Source organism: Porphyromonas canoris (genome assembly GCF_000769115.1).
Lineage (GTDB): Bacteria > Bacteroidota > Bacteroidia > Bacteroidales > Porphyromonadaceae > Porphyromonas_A > Porphyromonas_A canoris.
Genome location: NZ_JQZV01000003.1, coordinates 237,330 through 253,858, shown reverse-complemented (window position 1 = coordinate 253,858; position 16,529 = coordinate 237,330). Strand labels below are relative to the sequence as shown.

The window sequence follows — 16,529 nt, the reverse complement described above, 5'->3', positions numbered from 1 at the left end:
CTATGTAAACCAATAATATTAACCCCTTGCTATCATTAGAGAAAACTCCAATGATGGTTTTTTTACGTACTAAATACAACTATGAAACGATTACTTTTTTGCTTAGCAGCTTTAATGCTTTTATCAGTTGGCTGTTCTAAGAACCAGAACAATGAGGTCAAGAAATTAACCTTGACGCTTTCTGCCGACAAGGCAACTTTTGTAGCGGATAACACCGATGTTGTTACTTTTAAGGTAATAGACCAAGACAACAAAGATGTATCTTCTAACGTAACCATTAAGGTTAATAACAACGCCATAAATGGCAACACATTCAAAACAGACAAGGCAGGCACTTATAAGGTTGTTGCTTCTTTGGATAAAACTGTTTCCAATGAAATAACCATCACAGCTCAGAAGTCCGATGAACTTGAAAAGGAAAAGACTCTTGTTTTAACTTCGGATAAGGCTTCTATTCTGGCTGACGGAAAGGATAAAATCACTTTTACTGTCAAAAAGAAAGATGGAACAGACATAACTTCCGATCCAAAAACCAAAATTAGAGTGGACGGTGTAGGAATAACCGGCAACACCTATATCTGCGCAAGTGCAAAAGAATACAAAGCTATTGCTTATTATGAAGAAGAAGAGTCTAATGAGCTGGTATTCCAAGCCAATCTCGCTCAAGCCATTAAGCTGGAAGCAGATGTTATTAAAGTCAATCTTGATGATTCTCCCAAAATCACATTTAAAGTTTCGGATAAGGATGGAAAAGACATCACAAAAGATTCTGAGATATTCTATGAAGAAAAGACCTTGGAAGGCAATGTATTCGCTCCCACATCAGCCGGAGACTTTACATTCAAAGCAAGATATCAAGGTAATATCTCTAACATTGTCAAGATTACAGTAGTAGCTCCTATATCCAATTTCTTCATAAAGCTCGATAAGGAAAGATTTACCGCCGATGGTGAAGATATTGCTTCTTTCATGTGTTTTGATGCAGACCAAAATGATAAGGATATTACAGAACTTGTAACATTTGAAGTAGATGGGAAAGATATAGAAAGCAACTATATCACTTCAAGACAGAAAAAGACATTTTTGGTAAAAGCAAAACTTAAAGGTAGAACTTCCCAGCCTGTATCCATTACAGCAGTTGATGAATTTGAACCAACAAGCAGATTATACGTAGAAGACTTTACCGGTCTTTGGTGTCCATATTGTCCAAGATATCTGTTTATGATGGAAGATGCGACAAAAGAGTCTAAAATTGTAGGCTTGGCTCTACACATAGATGATAAATGGAACTCACCGGAGTGTAAAAAGATTGCTAATAAGCTAAAAGTTCCAGGCTATCCTTCTATCGCGCTTTACAGAGATAAATTCTATAAACAAGGCGGTGATGTACAAACGCTTCTCACTCATAGAAAACCAACTACTGATGTCGGTATATCCATGAAAACCGATGTTGTTGGAGAAGAAGTCGTAGCAGATGTTAAGATCAAAGCAACAAAGGATATGAAAAAGATCAAGTGTGTTGCCATACTGTTTGAGAACAAGCTTGAAGGATGGCAAAGAAACGCATTGGGTCAAAGCAATGGTCTTCCTAATCCTTTCAAATCCGAACATAGCCATGTCTATCGAACCAGCCACGGAGGTGCGACCTTCGGAAATCCTATCGAACTTACTGCCAACAAGACACTATCCCAAACTTTCAAATTCACAATGAAAGGCGACTGGAAAAAAGAGAATTGCGGTGTAGCCATATTGATCACAACCGAAGATGACAAAGTAATCAACGCCCAAAGAGCTAATGTAGGCTCAGGTTGTGGATTCTAAACATTATCATCATCCATTCTTTCCCTTCTGAGAGTGGAAAGGATGGATGATTTTTTTATCACATTTCTAAACTTTCTAAATCGTTATTGTAATGAAAAAACTTGCTATCGGGCTTATATTCCTATTCTGCTGTATATCGGCTCTGTCTGCTCAGAATGTAAAGATCGAAAAGCTAAATGGAGAGCATCAAAGCTTTTCCGAGGTCATCAAAGGTGGTAAACCTGTGATTGTTTCATTTTGGGCAACATGGTGTAAACCTTGTATCAATGAAATGGAAGCCATGAAAGAGATTCGAGACAGATGGGAAGGAAAAGTAAGGGTTGTATCTATCTCCATAGATGACTCTCGCTCCAAATCCAAAGTACCCTCTTTCGTAAAAGCTCGGAATCTTCCTTTCGAATTCTATCTGGACAGCAATCAAGAGCTTTACAAGAGCTTGAACGCAACTTCCGTTCCTTTCATCTTCATCTATAACAAGGGAAAGCAGGTTTACAAACACAACGGATACAATCCCGGAGACGAAGAATATCTTGTGGACGAGGCTTTGAAATATGTGAAGTAATATCGGAAATATCTTATCTGTAAAAGAGATTTATATGAAAAGAAGATTCAATGCCATTCTCTGTGCACTTGGAATCGTCGCCATTGCAACTCCCACAATATTGGCTCAAAATGAGAAAAAGGAGAAATATTGGGGCAGGCTCAATGGAGGAATAGAGTCCAATGCCGCGCTTTATAAGAAAGACGAGAATGATCCCGATGCTAAAAACTATGGCGATAACACCTATCTGAATCTCAGATACAACTATAAGAACTTCAATGCCGGACTGCAATACGAACTCTATCTTCCCCCTCTCAAAGGTTTTTCTCAAGAGCTCAAAGGACACGGTCTCACTCATTACTATCTTAATTATAGTGCAGAGAAGCTCAACGTAACCTTAGGAAGTTTCTACGAGCAGTTTGGTAGCGGACTCATCTTTCGTGCATACGAAGAGAGAGCATTGGGTATCAACAACTCTCTTAGAGGTCTCAACATCAAATATACCCCTTCAAATTGGCTGACTCTAAAGGCGATGGGCGGACAGCCGAGACGCTACATGGAGTATGCAGATGCTTTCATGTGGGGAGGAGATGCGGAGCTGTCTGCCATCAAACTCTTCAAGAAAGAGTCCGAATACGATGTAACACTGGGCGGTTCCTGGGTTTCTCGTCATAATACAAAAATAATAGAGGAATCCGAAGAGCCTGCTCGTGTGGATCTGTTCAGTACAAGGGCAGGGTTCTACTCTCCCAGCTTCAATCTTGGAATAGAATATACCGGCAAGGGAATGAGTCAAACCTTCTCTCCGGCAGAGGGATCTTATCCAGCAGAAGCAGGGGATGCGCTACTGATCAATGCAGACTATATCCGCCCCAACTTCGGTATATCCGGGGTGTTCAGGCGGATAGAGCACATGGACTTTAGGATAGACAACAAACTGGAACAGCTTTATATCCCGATAAACTATGTTCCGGCTCTGACCAAACAACACAAGTACACACTTCCCGGACTTCATCCGCATGTTACCGAACTTGGTGGAGAGATTGGCGGACAGGTAGACCTTTTCTGGAATATCTCCGGTACTGCATTAGGGAAATACCCATTGAAGATCGCCTTAAATGCCTCTCACTACAAATCTTTGGGGAATAACTTTAAGAAAACAATGCCTTTCTTTGGTCAGGATGGTAGTAATCTCTTCTCCGAAGTAGCTCTTGAAGTGGGAAAACAGATCAACAGATCGATAAAAACGACCATTGGACTTTATTATCAGAACAAGTTTTACATATCTGAAAACTACGACTCCTATATCGGTGTAATAGACTTCCTTTGGAGAGCCAATAGGAAGCTGTCTCTAAGAACAGAGCTACAATATATGTCTACCGAAATGGAAGAGAAGGGTTGGCTATTCGGTCTTCTTGAGGTGGGATTTGCCCCAAACTGGATGGTTTACGTAAGCGATATGTACAACCATGGCGGAGAGAAAAAAGAACACTATTATATGGCAGGTTGTTCTTTCACTTATAATGGTCTCCGACTCACAGCAAGCTACGGAAGATCAAGAGCCGGCACTCAGTGTGTAGGAGGTATATGTAGATTTGTTCCGGAATATACCGGGCTTATGGCAGGTCTATCCTATACATTCTGACAAGATATACGAACAGCATATTCCTAAAAGAGAGGCTATCACTTGTGTCCGGCACACAGTGGTAGCCTCTCTTCTTTACTCTCTTTTCAACGGGAAAGAGAAAAATACCCATAAGCATCCATGGGGAGCATCACTTCAAGACAACACCTCCCCACTACTCCTACACTGTATCCTGCTTATTCTTCTGCGACATGGTTGCCGTTCAGTTCGTAAAATATGCGATACAACTCTTGAATGAACCTATTCATTTGATTCTTTAGACCTATTAGAAAGTTGCTCTTAATCCTTTAAGAATTACAATTCAAGGATTGATTTCTGCAAATCGAAATTTGACCTGCACAAATCGCACCATGAGTCTTGCTCATAAAGCTTTGAAAAACAGTTCTTAATCCGTTTACTCTTAAATGTAAATATGGATAACCAAGTTTTTGAACACTATCATCAAACTTCTTACCGTGTCGGATGAAGATTTTCCGCACAATAATTTGAAGAGTAAGCGGCTTAGTCCTCCAATAAATGATCCGTTTCTCAAGATATTATCACTTCTCTTTGGTCTTGCCATGAGCTTGGGAGTAGAGAATAAACAGCCGGAAAGAGAGGGATCAAATCATTTGAGGAAGATAAAATCCTATATCCCATACAATCTTGACAGACAGACAGAAGAGTGCAAAATAAGCAGATAAAAAAGAGAAGGTACCGGTCATAACCGATACCCTCTCTTAAAATGATTCTAACAGAACTGTTTCTCCGCTTCGGACAGAACAGATATAAGATTGCTCTACTATTGGTTGCGGAGTTTTATGTCCGAATTAGTCAAGATTGTTCCAATACTCCATATTTTTGATAATCTCAATGGTTACCTTTCTGTCTCCCTCTCTTATGATATGAGACTTAGCAACCGGCATTGCAGCAATCTTCTTGCCTACGCCTCGACTCTTAAGCATATCAGCAGAAACACCACGTTCCAGCAGGCCTTCAACAACGGCTTGAGCTCTTTTACGAGATAGTACCTCGTTGTATCGCTCGCTACCTCTGCTGTCTGTATGCCCTGTGATGAGGAACTTATGCTGAGACATTCTCTTAAGAATAACAGCTGCATCATCAAGAATCTTTGCAGACTCCGGTGTTATGTCGTACTTATCAAATTCAAAATTGATATTGGCAAACAACATATAGAGAGGTTCGCTCTCTTTTTCCACGTACTTGATGATCTCTTTTTCTACCGGTTTTTCTACGATTTGTCGTACAATCTTTTCTCGGTAGATCACTTTAGGAGCCTCTTTGGTCTCCCCTATTCTGAACATTACTCTGGCGAGAACGCGAGGGAAGTTGAGCTTGCTCTTAGTGAAAGAGGTAAGATAATCTGCTTGAAGTCCAAAGCCGATGCGGTCATTGAACCAGCTGTTGACACCCACTCCAAAAGATGCCAAGAAAGCATGCTTCTGATTATCTGCTTTGCTGTTAAACTCATCCGAGTGAGTCCACTTCAGATTATCCCCCTGAAAGTTGGGGAGCATTCCGCTTCTTGTCAAATAAAAATCTTTGAAGAGATAGTTTGCTCCTATTCTGAAGTAAGGTTCAACATACTTTTTATTAAAGAGAGGGGTTAGGCGAAACTGCGCGCCCAATCCTCCCATTCCATAAAACTTATATTGGTTCATCTTTTCCGAAGAAAAGCTGTTAGCCCAGCCGAGTGTCGCTTGGATGTCCGCATACAACCACGGATTGATCTCTGTTGCCAAATAGATATTCCCCCCGATCATCATGTTTCTGAGATCAAGATTGTAAACATCCCCTTTAGCAGAAGAGCGATAACTGTGAAAATTCATGCGACTGATGTTGAAAACATCAGCTCCCAATCCTATCTCCCAACTCTTTTTCGGATTCACCTTACCGGCAGACTCTTTCATACCGGACTCCTGAGCCGATACTCCAATGGAGAAAACGAGCAAAGAGGAAAGTAATATATATTTTAGTGATGACATAATCTTTGTTTTATAGTTAAATATCAACGGATGTCAGAAATTATGTTGGCATGAAAATGGTTACTCTGACAAGCAAGTTTGGAGAGTAAGCCTTACCTTCAGAGAGAGCCCAAACATTGACAATAAATGTATTTTCAAATGTATCTATGCTTATAGTAGCCTTTCCTTCTCCATCTGCAGGTTTCTGATAAACTTCGATATTCGATGTTGGTCCTCCCCCGCCATAATATCCTTCAAGACCAATTGCTTGATAATAAATAGTCGCATTAGGATCCGATTGAACTTCAATCAGAGTAGGCTGAGATGGATGACCGGGATATTCGGGGTCATCATGCGGTGGCTCCGGTTCTTCCGGTGGAGCCACTACTCCTATCATAGGGTCTCCCGGAATCACACTAAGTATGGATAGCTTTGTTACCTTAACTTCGCCGGGGCCTCCCTTCTCGCCTCTCATGTAAAGCATAAAGTGAGTCATGGACTTGTTATTCTTATCCCAAACATTTCCGTCCTTGTCAAAAATAGTTCCCTTTTCGACTTCTTCTACCCAAATTTCATAAGCAGATTTTCCTTTTCCCGATTCACCCTTTTCACCTACTGCAGAAACACCGGTGTTGATACCGTTAATGTACCAATAACCATCTATTATTTCGACTTTGTCTCCAGGAGCTCCTGACGATCCATCATTACCTTTATCGCCCTTGTCTCCGGAATTACCTTTATCTCCTTTGTCTCCTTTCTGACCTTGGTTACCTTTGTCACCTTTATCGCCCTTTTCACCTTGGTCGCCTTTATCGCCCTTTTCACCTTGGTCACCTTTGTCGCCCTTTTCACCTTGGTCACCTTTGTCGCCCTTTTCACCTTGGTCGCCTTTATCGCCCTTTTCACCTTGGTCGCCTTTATCGCCCTTTTCACCTTGGTCGCCTTTGTCACCTTTGTCACCTTGGTCGCCTTTATCGCCCTTTTCACCTTGGTCGCCCTTTTCGCCTTTTTTACCATCTTTCCCTCTGGCAGGGATACCGGTATCTTTATCTCCTATTTGCCAATTTCCTTTAGAATTGATAAAAGGAGTATCCCCCTTATCTCCTTTGGCACCTGTAAGGAAAAGATAAAAATCTCTCTTGGTATTCTTTTCCGGATTCCATTTCTCTCCGGGTTTGTGAGGATTATCAACCGAACCATCTCTGATCCAGTCTTGCCAAATAGAAAAGGCATCCTTACCGGAATCTCCCTTTGCGCCCTTGAGATACTTGAAATAGTTCGCAAGGTCTGTACCATTTTCCCATTGGATCGTCTTGTTTTGTACAGCTTCGACCCAAACTTCATACGCACTCAATCCCCTCGGTCCCGGAGGAGACAAGATCTCAATGCGATCACATGAAGCCATGCTGATAAGCACTGCTACCAGCACAATGTACTTATAAATCGTCTTCATATCTAAATAAATAAAAAAGCGTCGAAAATATAAAAAAGAGATTTCGACATACAGTTTGTTTAATAAATATAATTTTGAATGGTTGATTAACCAAATCGACGCAAAATTAACAAAAAAACCGATGACACAAAACAATAATTAAGCAAAAGAATATAGAAACAGAATAAATCAATTAGTTTTCTAAGATGAAAAAGTATGCAAAACAACGATTATTTATATATAAATACGACTGAAATAAAAAACTCAATTGCAGTCAAACCGCTATCAATCAGAGAGCTAATTTGAAATAAAATCTAAAAATAGAATGGGTAGCGGGGAGCATTATATAAAGAAAAAGACCTGAGCAGAGTGCTCAAGTCTTTCAGATCAAATGTTATATAATGCAGTGCTTATTAGAAGTTATATGCCAATCTTGTAAAGAAGACACGACCCGGCGAAAAAGAAGCATTTTGGAAATTAATGCTTCGAGGTTTGTAAGCAATAATATTATCTACTCCTAAGGTTATGCTATAACGTTGTAGGAAAGTTTCTGTAACAACTAAACGTGTTGTCGGGAATCCTTCATATTTAATAGGCACCATTTTCGGAGCTTTAGTTGCCGGATCTTGCCCCTCTATGTTGGTATCTATGCCGGAGTAGTATTGCCCCATCAAATTTACACTCAAACTGTGATGAGCCCAAGCCTTGTACCACTTAATGCTTCCAAGTATATTGTGTGGACGAGTGAGAGAAGTCTTGTAAGCTTTACCATCCATGGTAACATACTGAGGATCGTGAGTGTAGAGATAGTTCAAAGAGAAAGTAAGCCCATTAACCGGTCTCCATGTCAGCTGAGCATCGGCAACGGTCATACTGCTTGTGTCATCGATATTGACATAGTACTGGTCATTATTGCTCTTTGCTCTCAACACGATTCTGTCCTTAAACCTTGTGTGTGTTACTCCACTATTTATACTCAATGTATGTTTATGATTCCACTCCAAGTTAACCAACATCTGTCTTGCTGTTTCCGGTTTGAGATTCGGGTTTCCCAAAATATAAAAACGTCCTAAATGACTCCAATTGAAATAGAGTTCCATTGCCGTTGGAGACTTAAATGCCTCATAATAGCCGAGACGCATCTTGACATTATTATAAGATAAAGAAGCAGAAATCTTTGGACTCAGATGAGTACCATAGGCAGAGTGAATGTCTGAACGCAGACCATATAGAAGTTGGAAATGCTTTGATGGGCTCCATAAATGCTGCCCGTAAAGAACGAAATATCCAAGCTTTTTGGTTTCCTTGTTTTCAGCAATCTGATAAGAGTTTATAAGCTCGCTGTTTGCTTCTGCACCGATGTTCAAATCTCCTATCTTCTTATCTGAAAAAGCATACATTGCTTTCGCCATGTGCTTGATATTCTTATACAAGAAGAGTTTATTATCTGTCTCTTTCTTAGGATAGAAACGGTGTCTTAATGAAAAGTCTGTGTTATAAGATCCTTGAATGGAATGCTTTTCTGAAAGTCCCCAATTGAAGCTGACCATATTATTCAGATAATCATACTTATCGTTGTAATATTCATTCAGCTCTTGTTTTCTTGTGTTACCTGAAAGACTCCACTTTATCGAGACATTATCGAGAGGCTTCCACTGTAGTCTGTTAGCTGCACGATAGATTGTATTCTTGAAGAGATCCAGAGACTCGTCTTCTTTTTGGGTGGAAAGCTTATACCCTCCCTCTACTCCTGTGGAAAAAGATGTAAGGTTAGAGAGTCTTTTCTGACGAAAACCGACTCCAATATGACCATTGTGTTGCTTGATAGTAGAAGAGCCAACAGAAGCATTGAAGGAGAATGGTTTTCTATTCTCTTTGGTAATAAGATTGATAACCCCTGCAATGGCATTGGAACCATACAAAGCACTACCGGCACCCTTAACAACCTCTACTCTCTCTATCATATCCGGAGAGAGCCTGGAAAGATCCACTGATCCGCTTCTCATTCCAGCCATCTCCTCTCCGTCTATAAGGATTGCGGTATATTTGGAATCCAATCCCTGAATCTTCATTCTGGTAACCCCGCCGTGATCGCTTAGCTCTATTCCGGGTATTGTGTACAGGAATAGCTCATTCATTGTAGTGGGAACAATTTTCTCTATCTGCGAACGTCCTATGATGTGTGTAGGAACCGGGAGCTGTTCCAAATGGCGTTGAGTACGAGTAGCCGTAACAATCACATGGTCGTCCAACTGATATGTGTGAGACTTCATATAGATTTTGAGATTCGTCAGATCCTTAAGTAAAGCAAGAGAGAGTCTTTCCGGCTCATATCCTTTGCAAGTAAAGATGACTCCTTTTACATCTGATTTTTTAAGATCGGAAAGATTAAAAGCAAATTCTCCCTTATCGTTGGTCAGAACTTCTCCTGCTATCTTCCCTCCTTTTTTCTTAAGGATGACACGTACATTATTCAAAGGCTTTTCAACCTCTCGTTCCAATACCACTCCTTTTACCTCTACTTGTGCTTGCACAGCAACAATGCAAAAAGTGGATAGTATAACCAATAGTGCTATTTTTAGTCTGCTTATCATTGCTTTTTATTTCTTTTCTCTTTCTCAAGAGGGGAAAAATAAAGAGCCATTCTTAGCTCCAAATGATGCTGAGAGTGGCTCTTTTTATTGTTAAAAAGTAGTGTTTAGATTTTAGATACTACATAATCACAGTTTGACATACTTAAAGCTAATATGTCCTCCCTTTCCTTCTTCGGAAAGAACTCCTGTAAACTGCAACTTGTAATATGTCTTACCATCTGCTGCAAGAAAAACAAAGATCTTTTTGTTTACGACATACATCTTGGTTGGATCTCCTCCCATTTCTTTCATATTCACAGTGAAAGATCCGATCGTATTCTTCAAGAAGTTATCATTGTCCGTAAGGCAGAATCCTTTCTCCAAAAGATAAGGAGCCGCTTGATTGCCCATATTGACCCCAACAGGAATAAGAATCTCTTTATTTTCGATCATCTTAGCAGGTTCCGGAGAAGCCTTTGCATCAAAATCAGTTGCATCAAGCATCTGAGCTTTTGCTTTTCCTAAGAAATTCTTGTCGTTGACTCTTATCTGCTGTCTATGGAAAGCCACATCCCAGTCCTTGCTTTTCGTGGGATCTTCAACCTTTACGACCTTGCCGGTTTCAAAAGAAAAATAAGCCCATTCCGTATAGGAGTTAGCTCTAATATAAGAAGCTGTTTTAACCTCATTCTTTTGAGGAACATCCGGCTTATTCTGATCCTTTTTACAGCTTGTAAAGAAAACTCCTAAACATACTGCTGTAAGCAGCATAAATGTCTTTGTCAAAGTAATTTTTTTCATTGTTTTGTATGTGATTTAATTGTACTAAAGCTACCATTATCCATGTAGTTTTCGGTTGCAAAGATAGAAGTCAGCAAAAACGGCAACAATCACAATTTATAGGTAAAATGACATACAAATGAATCAAATTTGACAAGAATTAGGGAGCAGTTGAAAGCTCAAATTTTCCTCAAATAAACATGATACATCCTAAGTTAGGAGGCAATCACGATGACAGATAGTAAATACAGATTTACGCCGTAAGTTGCATACACAAGAAGCTCCAACAATGGATTTTTTGCATCGGCATTATGATGATACATGACATCATACTCAAAATTTCTGGTTCTCCATTTAAATTTCGGCTTCATAAGAAACAGTGGATTTCTTTGACTATCTGTCATCTCAAAATTCTTACCGAATATATTCTTACTCTTGACTGTATAGGTTTCTTCGGTATCTCCATCGGTCAAATGGATAATGATATTCCCTTTCCAATTGAATCGAATATCTCCTTTACACTCTCCATTTTTTAGTATATCATACCTACTATGCCATATATTATGAGGACGTATTTCTATTCGTTCTCCGTTGAATTCGAAACTGGCAACACTTGAAAAGTGGCTTTTATAGGTTACTTGCACCACTCTTCTATTTTCTATTTCCACAGCAAAGTTGCCCCCTGATGCTGTTGATTTTACAACTGTATTCATCCGTCCTGAAGGATTTATTTATCTAATTTGAAGATACAAATATAGGTGTTTGAGTCAAAAAACACCTATCCATGACAAGAAAGCAAAATAAACCATGATATTATAGCAGTCAGGATAAATATCAAAAGTAAAAAACATGTATCTTGTAAGCAGAAAAAATTCCCCCTTAATGGGTATATCCATCAAAGCAAAAAGAGGGAAAGTAGAAAAATATGGCTTTTCATATACACACATATAGTGATTAAAGAAAAAAGCACATAATTTCGTGCTAAAGTATCGGAAAGACAAAATAAATAGTTTAACTTTGCCGGCAAACAGAATAATAAACATATAAACAGTTTTAAACCCACTAAACACTTATCATTTCTATGTGGTTATTTAATTCATCTATTGGGAAGAAGGTCTTAATGAGTTTGACCGGATTCTTTCTTATTGTATTTCTATTAGTTCATGCGACTATAAATGTTGTCGCAATCTTTTCTGAAAGTGGTTACAATGCAGCTTGCGACTTTATGGGAACAAATCCTATAGTTCAGTTCATGGTACCGGTTTTGGCATTAGGATTTATTCTTCACATTGCCTATGCTTTTGTGCTTACAATCCAAAATCGTAGAGCAAGAGGAACAGACAGGTATGCTTCTTCCAGTAAGACCGGAATAGATTGGTCTTCCAAGAACATGCTCGTTCTCGGTGTTATTGTTTTGGGTGTATTGGGATGGCACCTAACTCACTTCTGGTCTAAGATGCAACTCTTGGAGTGGACAGGTCAAGCTCCTGAAAAAGGCTTTACTCTCGTAGCCCAAACATTTTCCTATCCTATCGTGGTAGTATGCTACCTTGTGTGGTTGTTAGCCATTTGGTTCCACCTTTCTCATGGCGTTTGGAGTGCTTTCCAAACTCTCGGGCTCAACAACAAGATTTGGTTTAAGAGACTAAGAGTTATAGGTATCATCTACGCAACGATTGTATGTTTGATGTTTGCAGCAGTAGCTGTATCATTCTATCTTAACTCTCTTGGTCTGTGTGACAATATCGGTCACATTTGGACACTTGGTTCACATGCGGCGGAGCACACAATGGTTCCGGCTCTTTAATGTTTAATCCTGATTAGAATATCACAACTTATGTCACATATATTAGAAGCTAAAATTCCACAAGGGCCTTTGGCTGAAAAGTGGACCAACTATAAGAGCCACCAAAAGCTGGTAAACCCGGCGAATAAGCGTAGATTGGATGTTATCGTTGTAGGAACAGGTCTTGCAGGAGCTTCAGCAGCTGCATCTCTTGCCGAAATGGGATTCAATGTTTATAACTTCTGTATTCAGGACTCTCCGCGTAGAGCACACTCCATTGCAGCGCAAGGTGGTATCAATGCGGCTAAGAACTACCAAAATGATGGAGACTCTGTATATCGTCTCTTCTATGACACCATCAAGGGTGGCGACTACCGTGCAAGAGAAGCAAATGTTTATCGTTTGGCAGAAGTATCCAACTCTATTATAGACCAATGTGTTGCTCAAGGTGTTCCATTTGCACGTGAATACGGTGGCCTCCTTGATAACCGGTCATTTGGTGGGGCGCAAGTATCACGGACATTCTATGCTCGTGGACAGACTGGTCAGCAGCTGTTGCTTGGAGCATACTCTGCTCTCTCTCGCATGGTCGGCTTGGGTAAAGTTAAGCTCTTTACTCGCTACGAAATGTTGGATGTTGTTATTATAGAAGGTAGAGCTCGTGGTATCATTGCTCGTAATCTTGTAACAGGTAAGATTGAGAAATTTGCGGCTCATGCCGTAGTAATTGGTACAGGAGGATATGGTAACGCATTCTTCCTTTCTACCAATGCGATGGCAAGTAACGGATCGGCCGCTTGGCAGTGTTATAAGAAAGGAGCATTCTTCGGAAATCCTTGTATGGCTCAGATTCACCCTACTTGTATTCCTGTTCATGGAGATTTCCAAAGCAAGCTGACCTTGATGTCCGAATCTCTTCGTAATGATGGACGCATCTGGGTACCAAAGAAAATAGAAGATGCGAAAGCAATACGTGAAGGTAAGCTCAAACCGACACAAATCAAGGAAGAAGATCGAGACTACTATTTGGAGCGCAGATACCCTGCGTTCGGTAACCTTGTTCCTCGTGACGTTGCCTCTCGTGCAGCGAAAGAACGTTGTGATGCAGGCTTTGGTGTAGGAACTACCGGACTCGCCGTTTATCTTGACTTTGCAGATGCAATCAATAGAATGGGCAAGAATGTAGTAGAGCAAAAGTATGGAAACCTCTTCCAGATGTATGAAAAGATTGTGGACGACAATCCATATGAAACTCCTATGATGATCTTCCCGGCAATTCACTATACCATGGGAGGTCTCTGGGTGGATTATGAGTTGATGACAACCGTACCGGGACTGTTTGCAATCGGGGAAGCGAACTTCTCAGACCACGGAGCCAATCGTCTTGGAGCTTCTGCTCTTATGCAAGGTTTGGCGGACGGTTACTTCGTTCTTCCTTATACTATACAGAACTATCTTTCGGATCAAATACAAGTTCCTCGCTTCTCTACAGATCTTCCAGAGTTTGCAGAAGCAGAACGCCAGATTAAGGAGCGTATCAATAAGTTGATGAACATCAAGGGTAAACGTTCTGTAGACAATCTACACAAGGAACTTGGACACATCATGTGGGAATATGTAGGCATGGGACGTGAAGCAGAAGGACTTAAAACAGCCATCACCAAGCTAAAAGAGCTGAAGAAAGAGTTCTGGTCCAACGTACGCATACCTGGAGAAGCCGAAGATTTCAATGTTGAGCTTGAAAAGGCTCTAAGACTTGCCGACTTTATAGAGATAGGTGAGCTTATGGCACATGATGCTTTGGATCGTGAGGAGTCTTGTGGTGGACACTTCCGTTTAGAACACCAGACAGAAGAAGGAGAAGCCCTCCGCCATGACGATCAATTCTCTTATGTTTCTTGCTGGGAATATAAAGGAGAAAATGCAGATCCTGTTATGCACAAAGAGGTTCTGGATTATGAGTTTATTGTACGTCAACAACGTAATTATAAGAGCTAACCCACGGCATTATTCTAACCCTTTTAACTATTTATGAACAATGGACAAGAACATCAATATAAAAGTAAAAGTTTGGAGACAGAAGAATGCCAAGACTAAAGGGTATTTCGAAACTGTCGAACTTAAGAATATCTCCCAAGGAAGTTCGTTCTTGGAGATGTTGGACATACTCAACGAAAAGCTTATCAGCGAAGGACAAACTCCGGTAGCTTTCGATCATGACTGTCGCGAAGGTATCTGCGGTATGTGTTCTCTATATATCAATGGTCACCCGCATGGACCCGATTCTGAGATTACTACTTGCCAGCTGCACATGCGTAAGTTTGAAGAAGGAGACACTATCACCATTGAGCCTTGGCGCTCTGCAGGTTTTCCGGTCATTAGAGACCTCACTGTGGATCGTACTGCATTTGATAAGATTATGCAAGCTGGAGGTTTCGTATCGGTCAATACAGGAGGTATTCCTGATGCCAACTGCATTCCTATCCCTAAGAAGAATGCCGACTTGGCTATGGACGCTGCTTCTTGCATCGGTTGCGGTGCTTGCGTTGCTGCGTGTAAGAATGGTTCTGCCATGCTGTTTGTCTCTGCCAAGGTAAGCCAGTTTGCGCTCTTGCCTCAAGGTAAGGTAGAAGCCAACAGACGTGCAAAAGCGATGGTAGCAAAGATGGATGAACTTGGATTTGGTAACTGTACCAATACTCGTGCATGCGAAATGGAGTGTCCGAAGAACGTATCCATCAGCAATATTGCTCGTCTTAACAGAGAGTTTATCAAGGCAAAGTTTAAGGACTGATACCATATAGATATATACAAGAAAGCACGATCCCTCAGGGTCGTGCTTTTTTGTATATAGTAGAATTATTCATATCTTTGCCCATGTTGAGAGTGATAAAACTTATTGTATCACAAAAAAACAATTAGGATTATGAACAAAAATCTTTTCTATTTAATCATAGCTGTCTTGACACTGTTTGTAGGCTCTCAGACCGTATCTGCACAAGAGACTAAAAGAGCCATCATAGAAGCTCCGTCGCCTACTCACGACTTTGGTAAGATCAAAGAGAAAGATGGCAACGTCAAGCACGATTTTGTCATTATCAATAAGGGAACGGCTCCTTTGGTCATAACCAAGGTGATGTCTTCTTGCGGATGCACTACTCCCAAGTATAGTCAGGAGCCGATAGCTCCGGGCAAGAGCAGTGTCATTACGGTTGTTTATGACCCTACCAATCGTGTCTATCCGTTCGTAAAGACAGTCTCTGTTTATAGTAATGGTAAAGACGGTGCTCCTCTTATACTTACAATAAAAGGGGTGGTAGAATAGAATCAGAAGGATAGAGGAACCTCTCTGTCCGTAAGTGTAATAACAAACGGCATACACTCTAATATACGCAGTTATCTTAGGTGTATGCTTTTCTCATTTATATGCAACAGACTTCACCGACACAGCCCTCTCCCCGTCCTATTCAGTTTGCGCTCAAACAAGGGTTGATCTTAGGGCTTTACATGATTTTGAATCTCTCGTGGGTTCTTCTCAACCGGAACATTATCTCCGTGGTTTTCATGGTACTGATGTTTCTCTTTTACCCTGTGCTTATTTACCTGTTGGTTTGCAAGTATAGGGACACAGAGCTTCAGGGCAGTATCAGCTTCTCGCGTGCAGCTCGTTATACCATTCTGCTTGTCTTCTTTGCCACCATTATATATGCGGGGGGGCAGATGGTTATCTATCGCATCTTATTCCAAGACGACACGTTCATACGCTCATTGGAGGCGGCATACGACTCATTCGGTCAGCTTGCGGAGCAGACAAAGTCCGGGCAGGACAGGGAACGCATAGAGGCACTGCTCGAAAGCATCCGGAGCATAACGCCGTTCCGTCTGATGCTGGCGATGTGCAACTGGTCTCTCTTCTTCGGTCTCATCTTCAGTGTCGTGGTAGGCTTGCTTGCCAGGAAGAACAAATAATATGGTCATGCAACAGAA

General features: G+C 40.8%; 14 protein-coding genes. 9 read left to right on the top strand and 5 right to left on the bottom strand.

All coding sequences use genetic code 11. From position 1 onward, the window contains the following. The first annotated feature begins 114 nt into the window (after positions 1-114). The 4 genes from HQ43_RS01815 to HQ43_RS01800 all read left to right on the top strand — a co-directional run bounded on the left by HQ43_RS01815 (position 115) and on the right by HQ43_RS01800 (position 4,690). A complete protein-coding gene (locus HQ43_RS01815; protein ID WP_036788891.1) occupies positions 115-1,821 on the top strand; it encodes an Omp28-related outer membrane protein in 1,707 nt (568 codons plus the stop codon). 91 nt (positions 1,822-1,912) lie between these two features. Beyond that, positions 1,913-2,383: a TlpA family protein disulfide reductase gene (locus tag HQ43_RS01810; protein ID WP_052103006.1), complete on the top strand. Its 471-nt coding sequence runs from the start codon at positions 1,913-1,915 to the stop codon at positions 2,381-2,383. 34 nt (positions 2,384-2,417) lie between these two features. Further along, a complete protein-coding gene (locus tag HQ43_RS01805; RefSeq protein WP_036788889.1) occupies positions 2,418-4,007 on the top strand; it encodes a DUF6029 family protein in 1,590 nt (529 codons plus the stop codon). A 428-nt stretch (positions 4,008-4,435) separates the two neighbouring features. Further along, positions 4,436-4,690, top strand: coding sequence for a hypothetical protein (locus tag HQ43_RS01800; RefSeq protein WP_036788887.1), 255 nt, complete (start codon positions 4,436-4,438; stop codon positions 4,688-4,690). 126 nt (positions 4,691-4,816) lie between these two features. Here the strand turns inward: HQ43_RS01800 and HQ43_RS01795 are convergent, their stop codons facing one another. The 5 genes from HQ43_RS01795 to HQ43_RS01775 all read right to left on the bottom strand — a co-directional run bounded on the left by HQ43_RS01795 (position 4,817) and on the right by HQ43_RS01775 (position 11,469). Continuing rightward, positions 4,817-5,992, bottom strand: a complete 1,176-nt coding sequence (locus HQ43_RS01795) for an OmpA family protein (protein ID WP_036788885.1) — start codon at positions 5,990-5,992, stop codon at positions 4,817-4,819. 40 nt (positions 5,993-6,032) lie between these two features. Continuing rightward, on the bottom strand, positions 6,033-7,424 hold the full coding sequence (locus HQ43_RS09985) for a collagen-like protein (protein ID WP_052103005.1): 1,392 nt from the start codon (positions 7,422-7,424) through the stop codon (positions 6,033-6,035). Between the two features lie 392 nt (positions 7,425-7,816). Continuing rightward, positions 7,817-9,997: a TonB-dependent receptor gene (locus HQ43_RS01785; protein WP_081964512.1), complete on the bottom strand. Its 2,181-nt coding sequence runs from the start codon at positions 9,995-9,997 to the stop codon at positions 7,817-7,819. Between the two features lie 126 nt (positions 9,998-10,123). After that, a complete protein-coding gene (locus tag HQ43_RS09390) occupies positions 10,124-10,777 on the bottom strand; it encodes an HmuY family protein (RefSeq protein WP_052089871.1) in 654 nt (217 codons plus the stop codon). Positions 10,778-10,971: 194 nt separating this feature from the next. After that, a complete protein-coding gene (locus HQ43_RS01775; protein WP_036788881.1) occupies positions 10,972-11,469 on the bottom strand; it encodes a hypothetical protein in 498 nt (165 codons plus the stop codon). Positions 11,470-11,837: 368 nt separating this feature from the next. On the opposite strand from HQ43_RS01775, the gene HQ43_RS01765 reads away from it, so the two are divergent. From HQ43_RS01765 to HQ43_RS01745, 5 genes are all read left to right on the top strand, one after another. Next, the gene (locus HQ43_RS01765; RefSeq protein ID WP_036788877.1) at positions 11,838-12,563 is read left to right on the top strand and encodes a succinate dehydrogenase; all 726 of its coding nucleotides are present in this window, start codon (positions 11,838-11,840) and stop codon (positions 12,561-12,563) included. A gap of 30 nt (positions 12,564-12,593) precedes the next feature. Beyond that, positions 12,594-14,540 carry a fumarate reductase/succinate dehydrogenase flavoprotein subunit gene (locus tag HQ43_RS01760; protein WP_036788875.1) on the top strand — a complete coding sequence of 649 codons (1,947 nt, stop codon included), beginning with the start codon at positions 12,594-12,596 and terminating at the stop codon, positions 14,538-14,540. Positions 14,541-14,580: 40 nt separating this feature from the next. Further along, entirely contained in the window at positions 14,581-15,336 is a 756-nt protein-coding gene (locus HQ43_RS01755; protein ID WP_036788873.1) for a succinate dehydrogenase/fumarate reductase iron-sulfur subunit, read from the top strand. 132 nt (positions 15,337-15,468) lie between these two features. Further along, complete coding sequence (locus tag HQ43_RS01750; RefSeq protein ID WP_036788871.1) at positions 15,469-15,867, top strand: DUF1573 domain-containing protein; 399 nt, start codon at positions 15,469-15,471, stop codon at positions 15,865-15,867. Between the two features lie 101 nt (positions 15,868-15,968). Then, positions 15,969-16,511 (top strand): DUF4199 domain-containing protein, encoded by a 543-nt coding sequence (locus HQ43_RS01745; protein ID WP_036788869.1) that lies wholly within the window; start codon positions 15,969-15,971, stop codon positions 16,509-16,511. Positions 16,512-16,529: the final 18 nt, after the last annotated feature.

Excerpts from the sequence above, each read along its gene's own strand:
- HQ43_RS01815 (WP_036788891.1), top strand. The coding sequence starts at position 115 with ATGCTTTTATCAGTTGGCTGTTCTAAGAACCAGAACAATGAGGTCAAG.
- HQ43_RS01810 (WP_052103006.1), top strand. The coding sequence starts at position 1,913 with ATGAAAAAACTTGCTATCGGGCTTATATTCCTATTCTGCTGTATATCG.
- HQ43_RS01805 (WP_036788889.1), top strand. The coding sequence starts at position 2,418 with ATGAAAAGAAGATTCAATGCCATTCTCTGTGCACTTGGAATCGTCGCC.
- HQ43_RS01795 (WP_036788885.1), bottom strand. The coding sequence starts at position 5,992 with ATGTCATCACTAAAATATATATTACTTTCCTCTTTGCTCGTTTTCTCC.
- HQ43_RS09985 (WP_052103005.1), bottom strand. The coding sequence starts at position 7,424 with ATGAAGACGATTTATAAGTACATTGTGCTGGTAGCAGTGCTTATCAGC.
- HQ43_RS01785 (WP_081964512.1), bottom strand. The coding sequence starts at position 9,997 with ATGATAAGCAGACTAAAAATAGCACTATTGGTTATACTATCCACTTTT.
- HQ43_RS09390 (WP_052089871.1), bottom strand. The coding sequence starts at position 10,777 with ATGAAAAAAATTACTTTGACAAAGACATTTATGCTGCTTACAGCAGTA.
- HQ43_RS01775 (WP_036788881.1), bottom strand. The coding sequence starts at position 11,469 with ATGAATACAGTTGTAAAATCAACAGCATCAGGGGGCAACTTTGCTGTG.
- HQ43_RS01765 (WP_036788877.1), top strand. The coding sequence starts at position 11,838 with ATGTGGTTATTTAATTCATCTATTGGGAAGAAGGTCTTAATGAGTTTG.
- HQ43_RS01760 (WP_036788875.1), top strand. The coding sequence starts at position 12,594 with ATGTCACATATATTAGAAGCTAAAATTCCACAAGGGCCTTTGGCTGAA.
- HQ43_RS01755 (WP_036788873.1), top strand. The coding sequence starts at position 14,581 with ATGGACAAGAACATCAATATAAAAGTAAAAGTTTGGAGACAGAAGAAT.
- HQ43_RS01750 (WP_036788871.1), top strand. The coding sequence starts at position 15,469 with ATGAACAAAAATCTTTTCTATTTAATCATAGCTGTCTTGACACTGTTT.
- HQ43_RS01745 (WP_036788869.1), top strand. The coding sequence starts at position 15,969 with ATGCAACAGACTTCACCGACACAGCCCTCTCCCCGTCCTATTCAGTTT.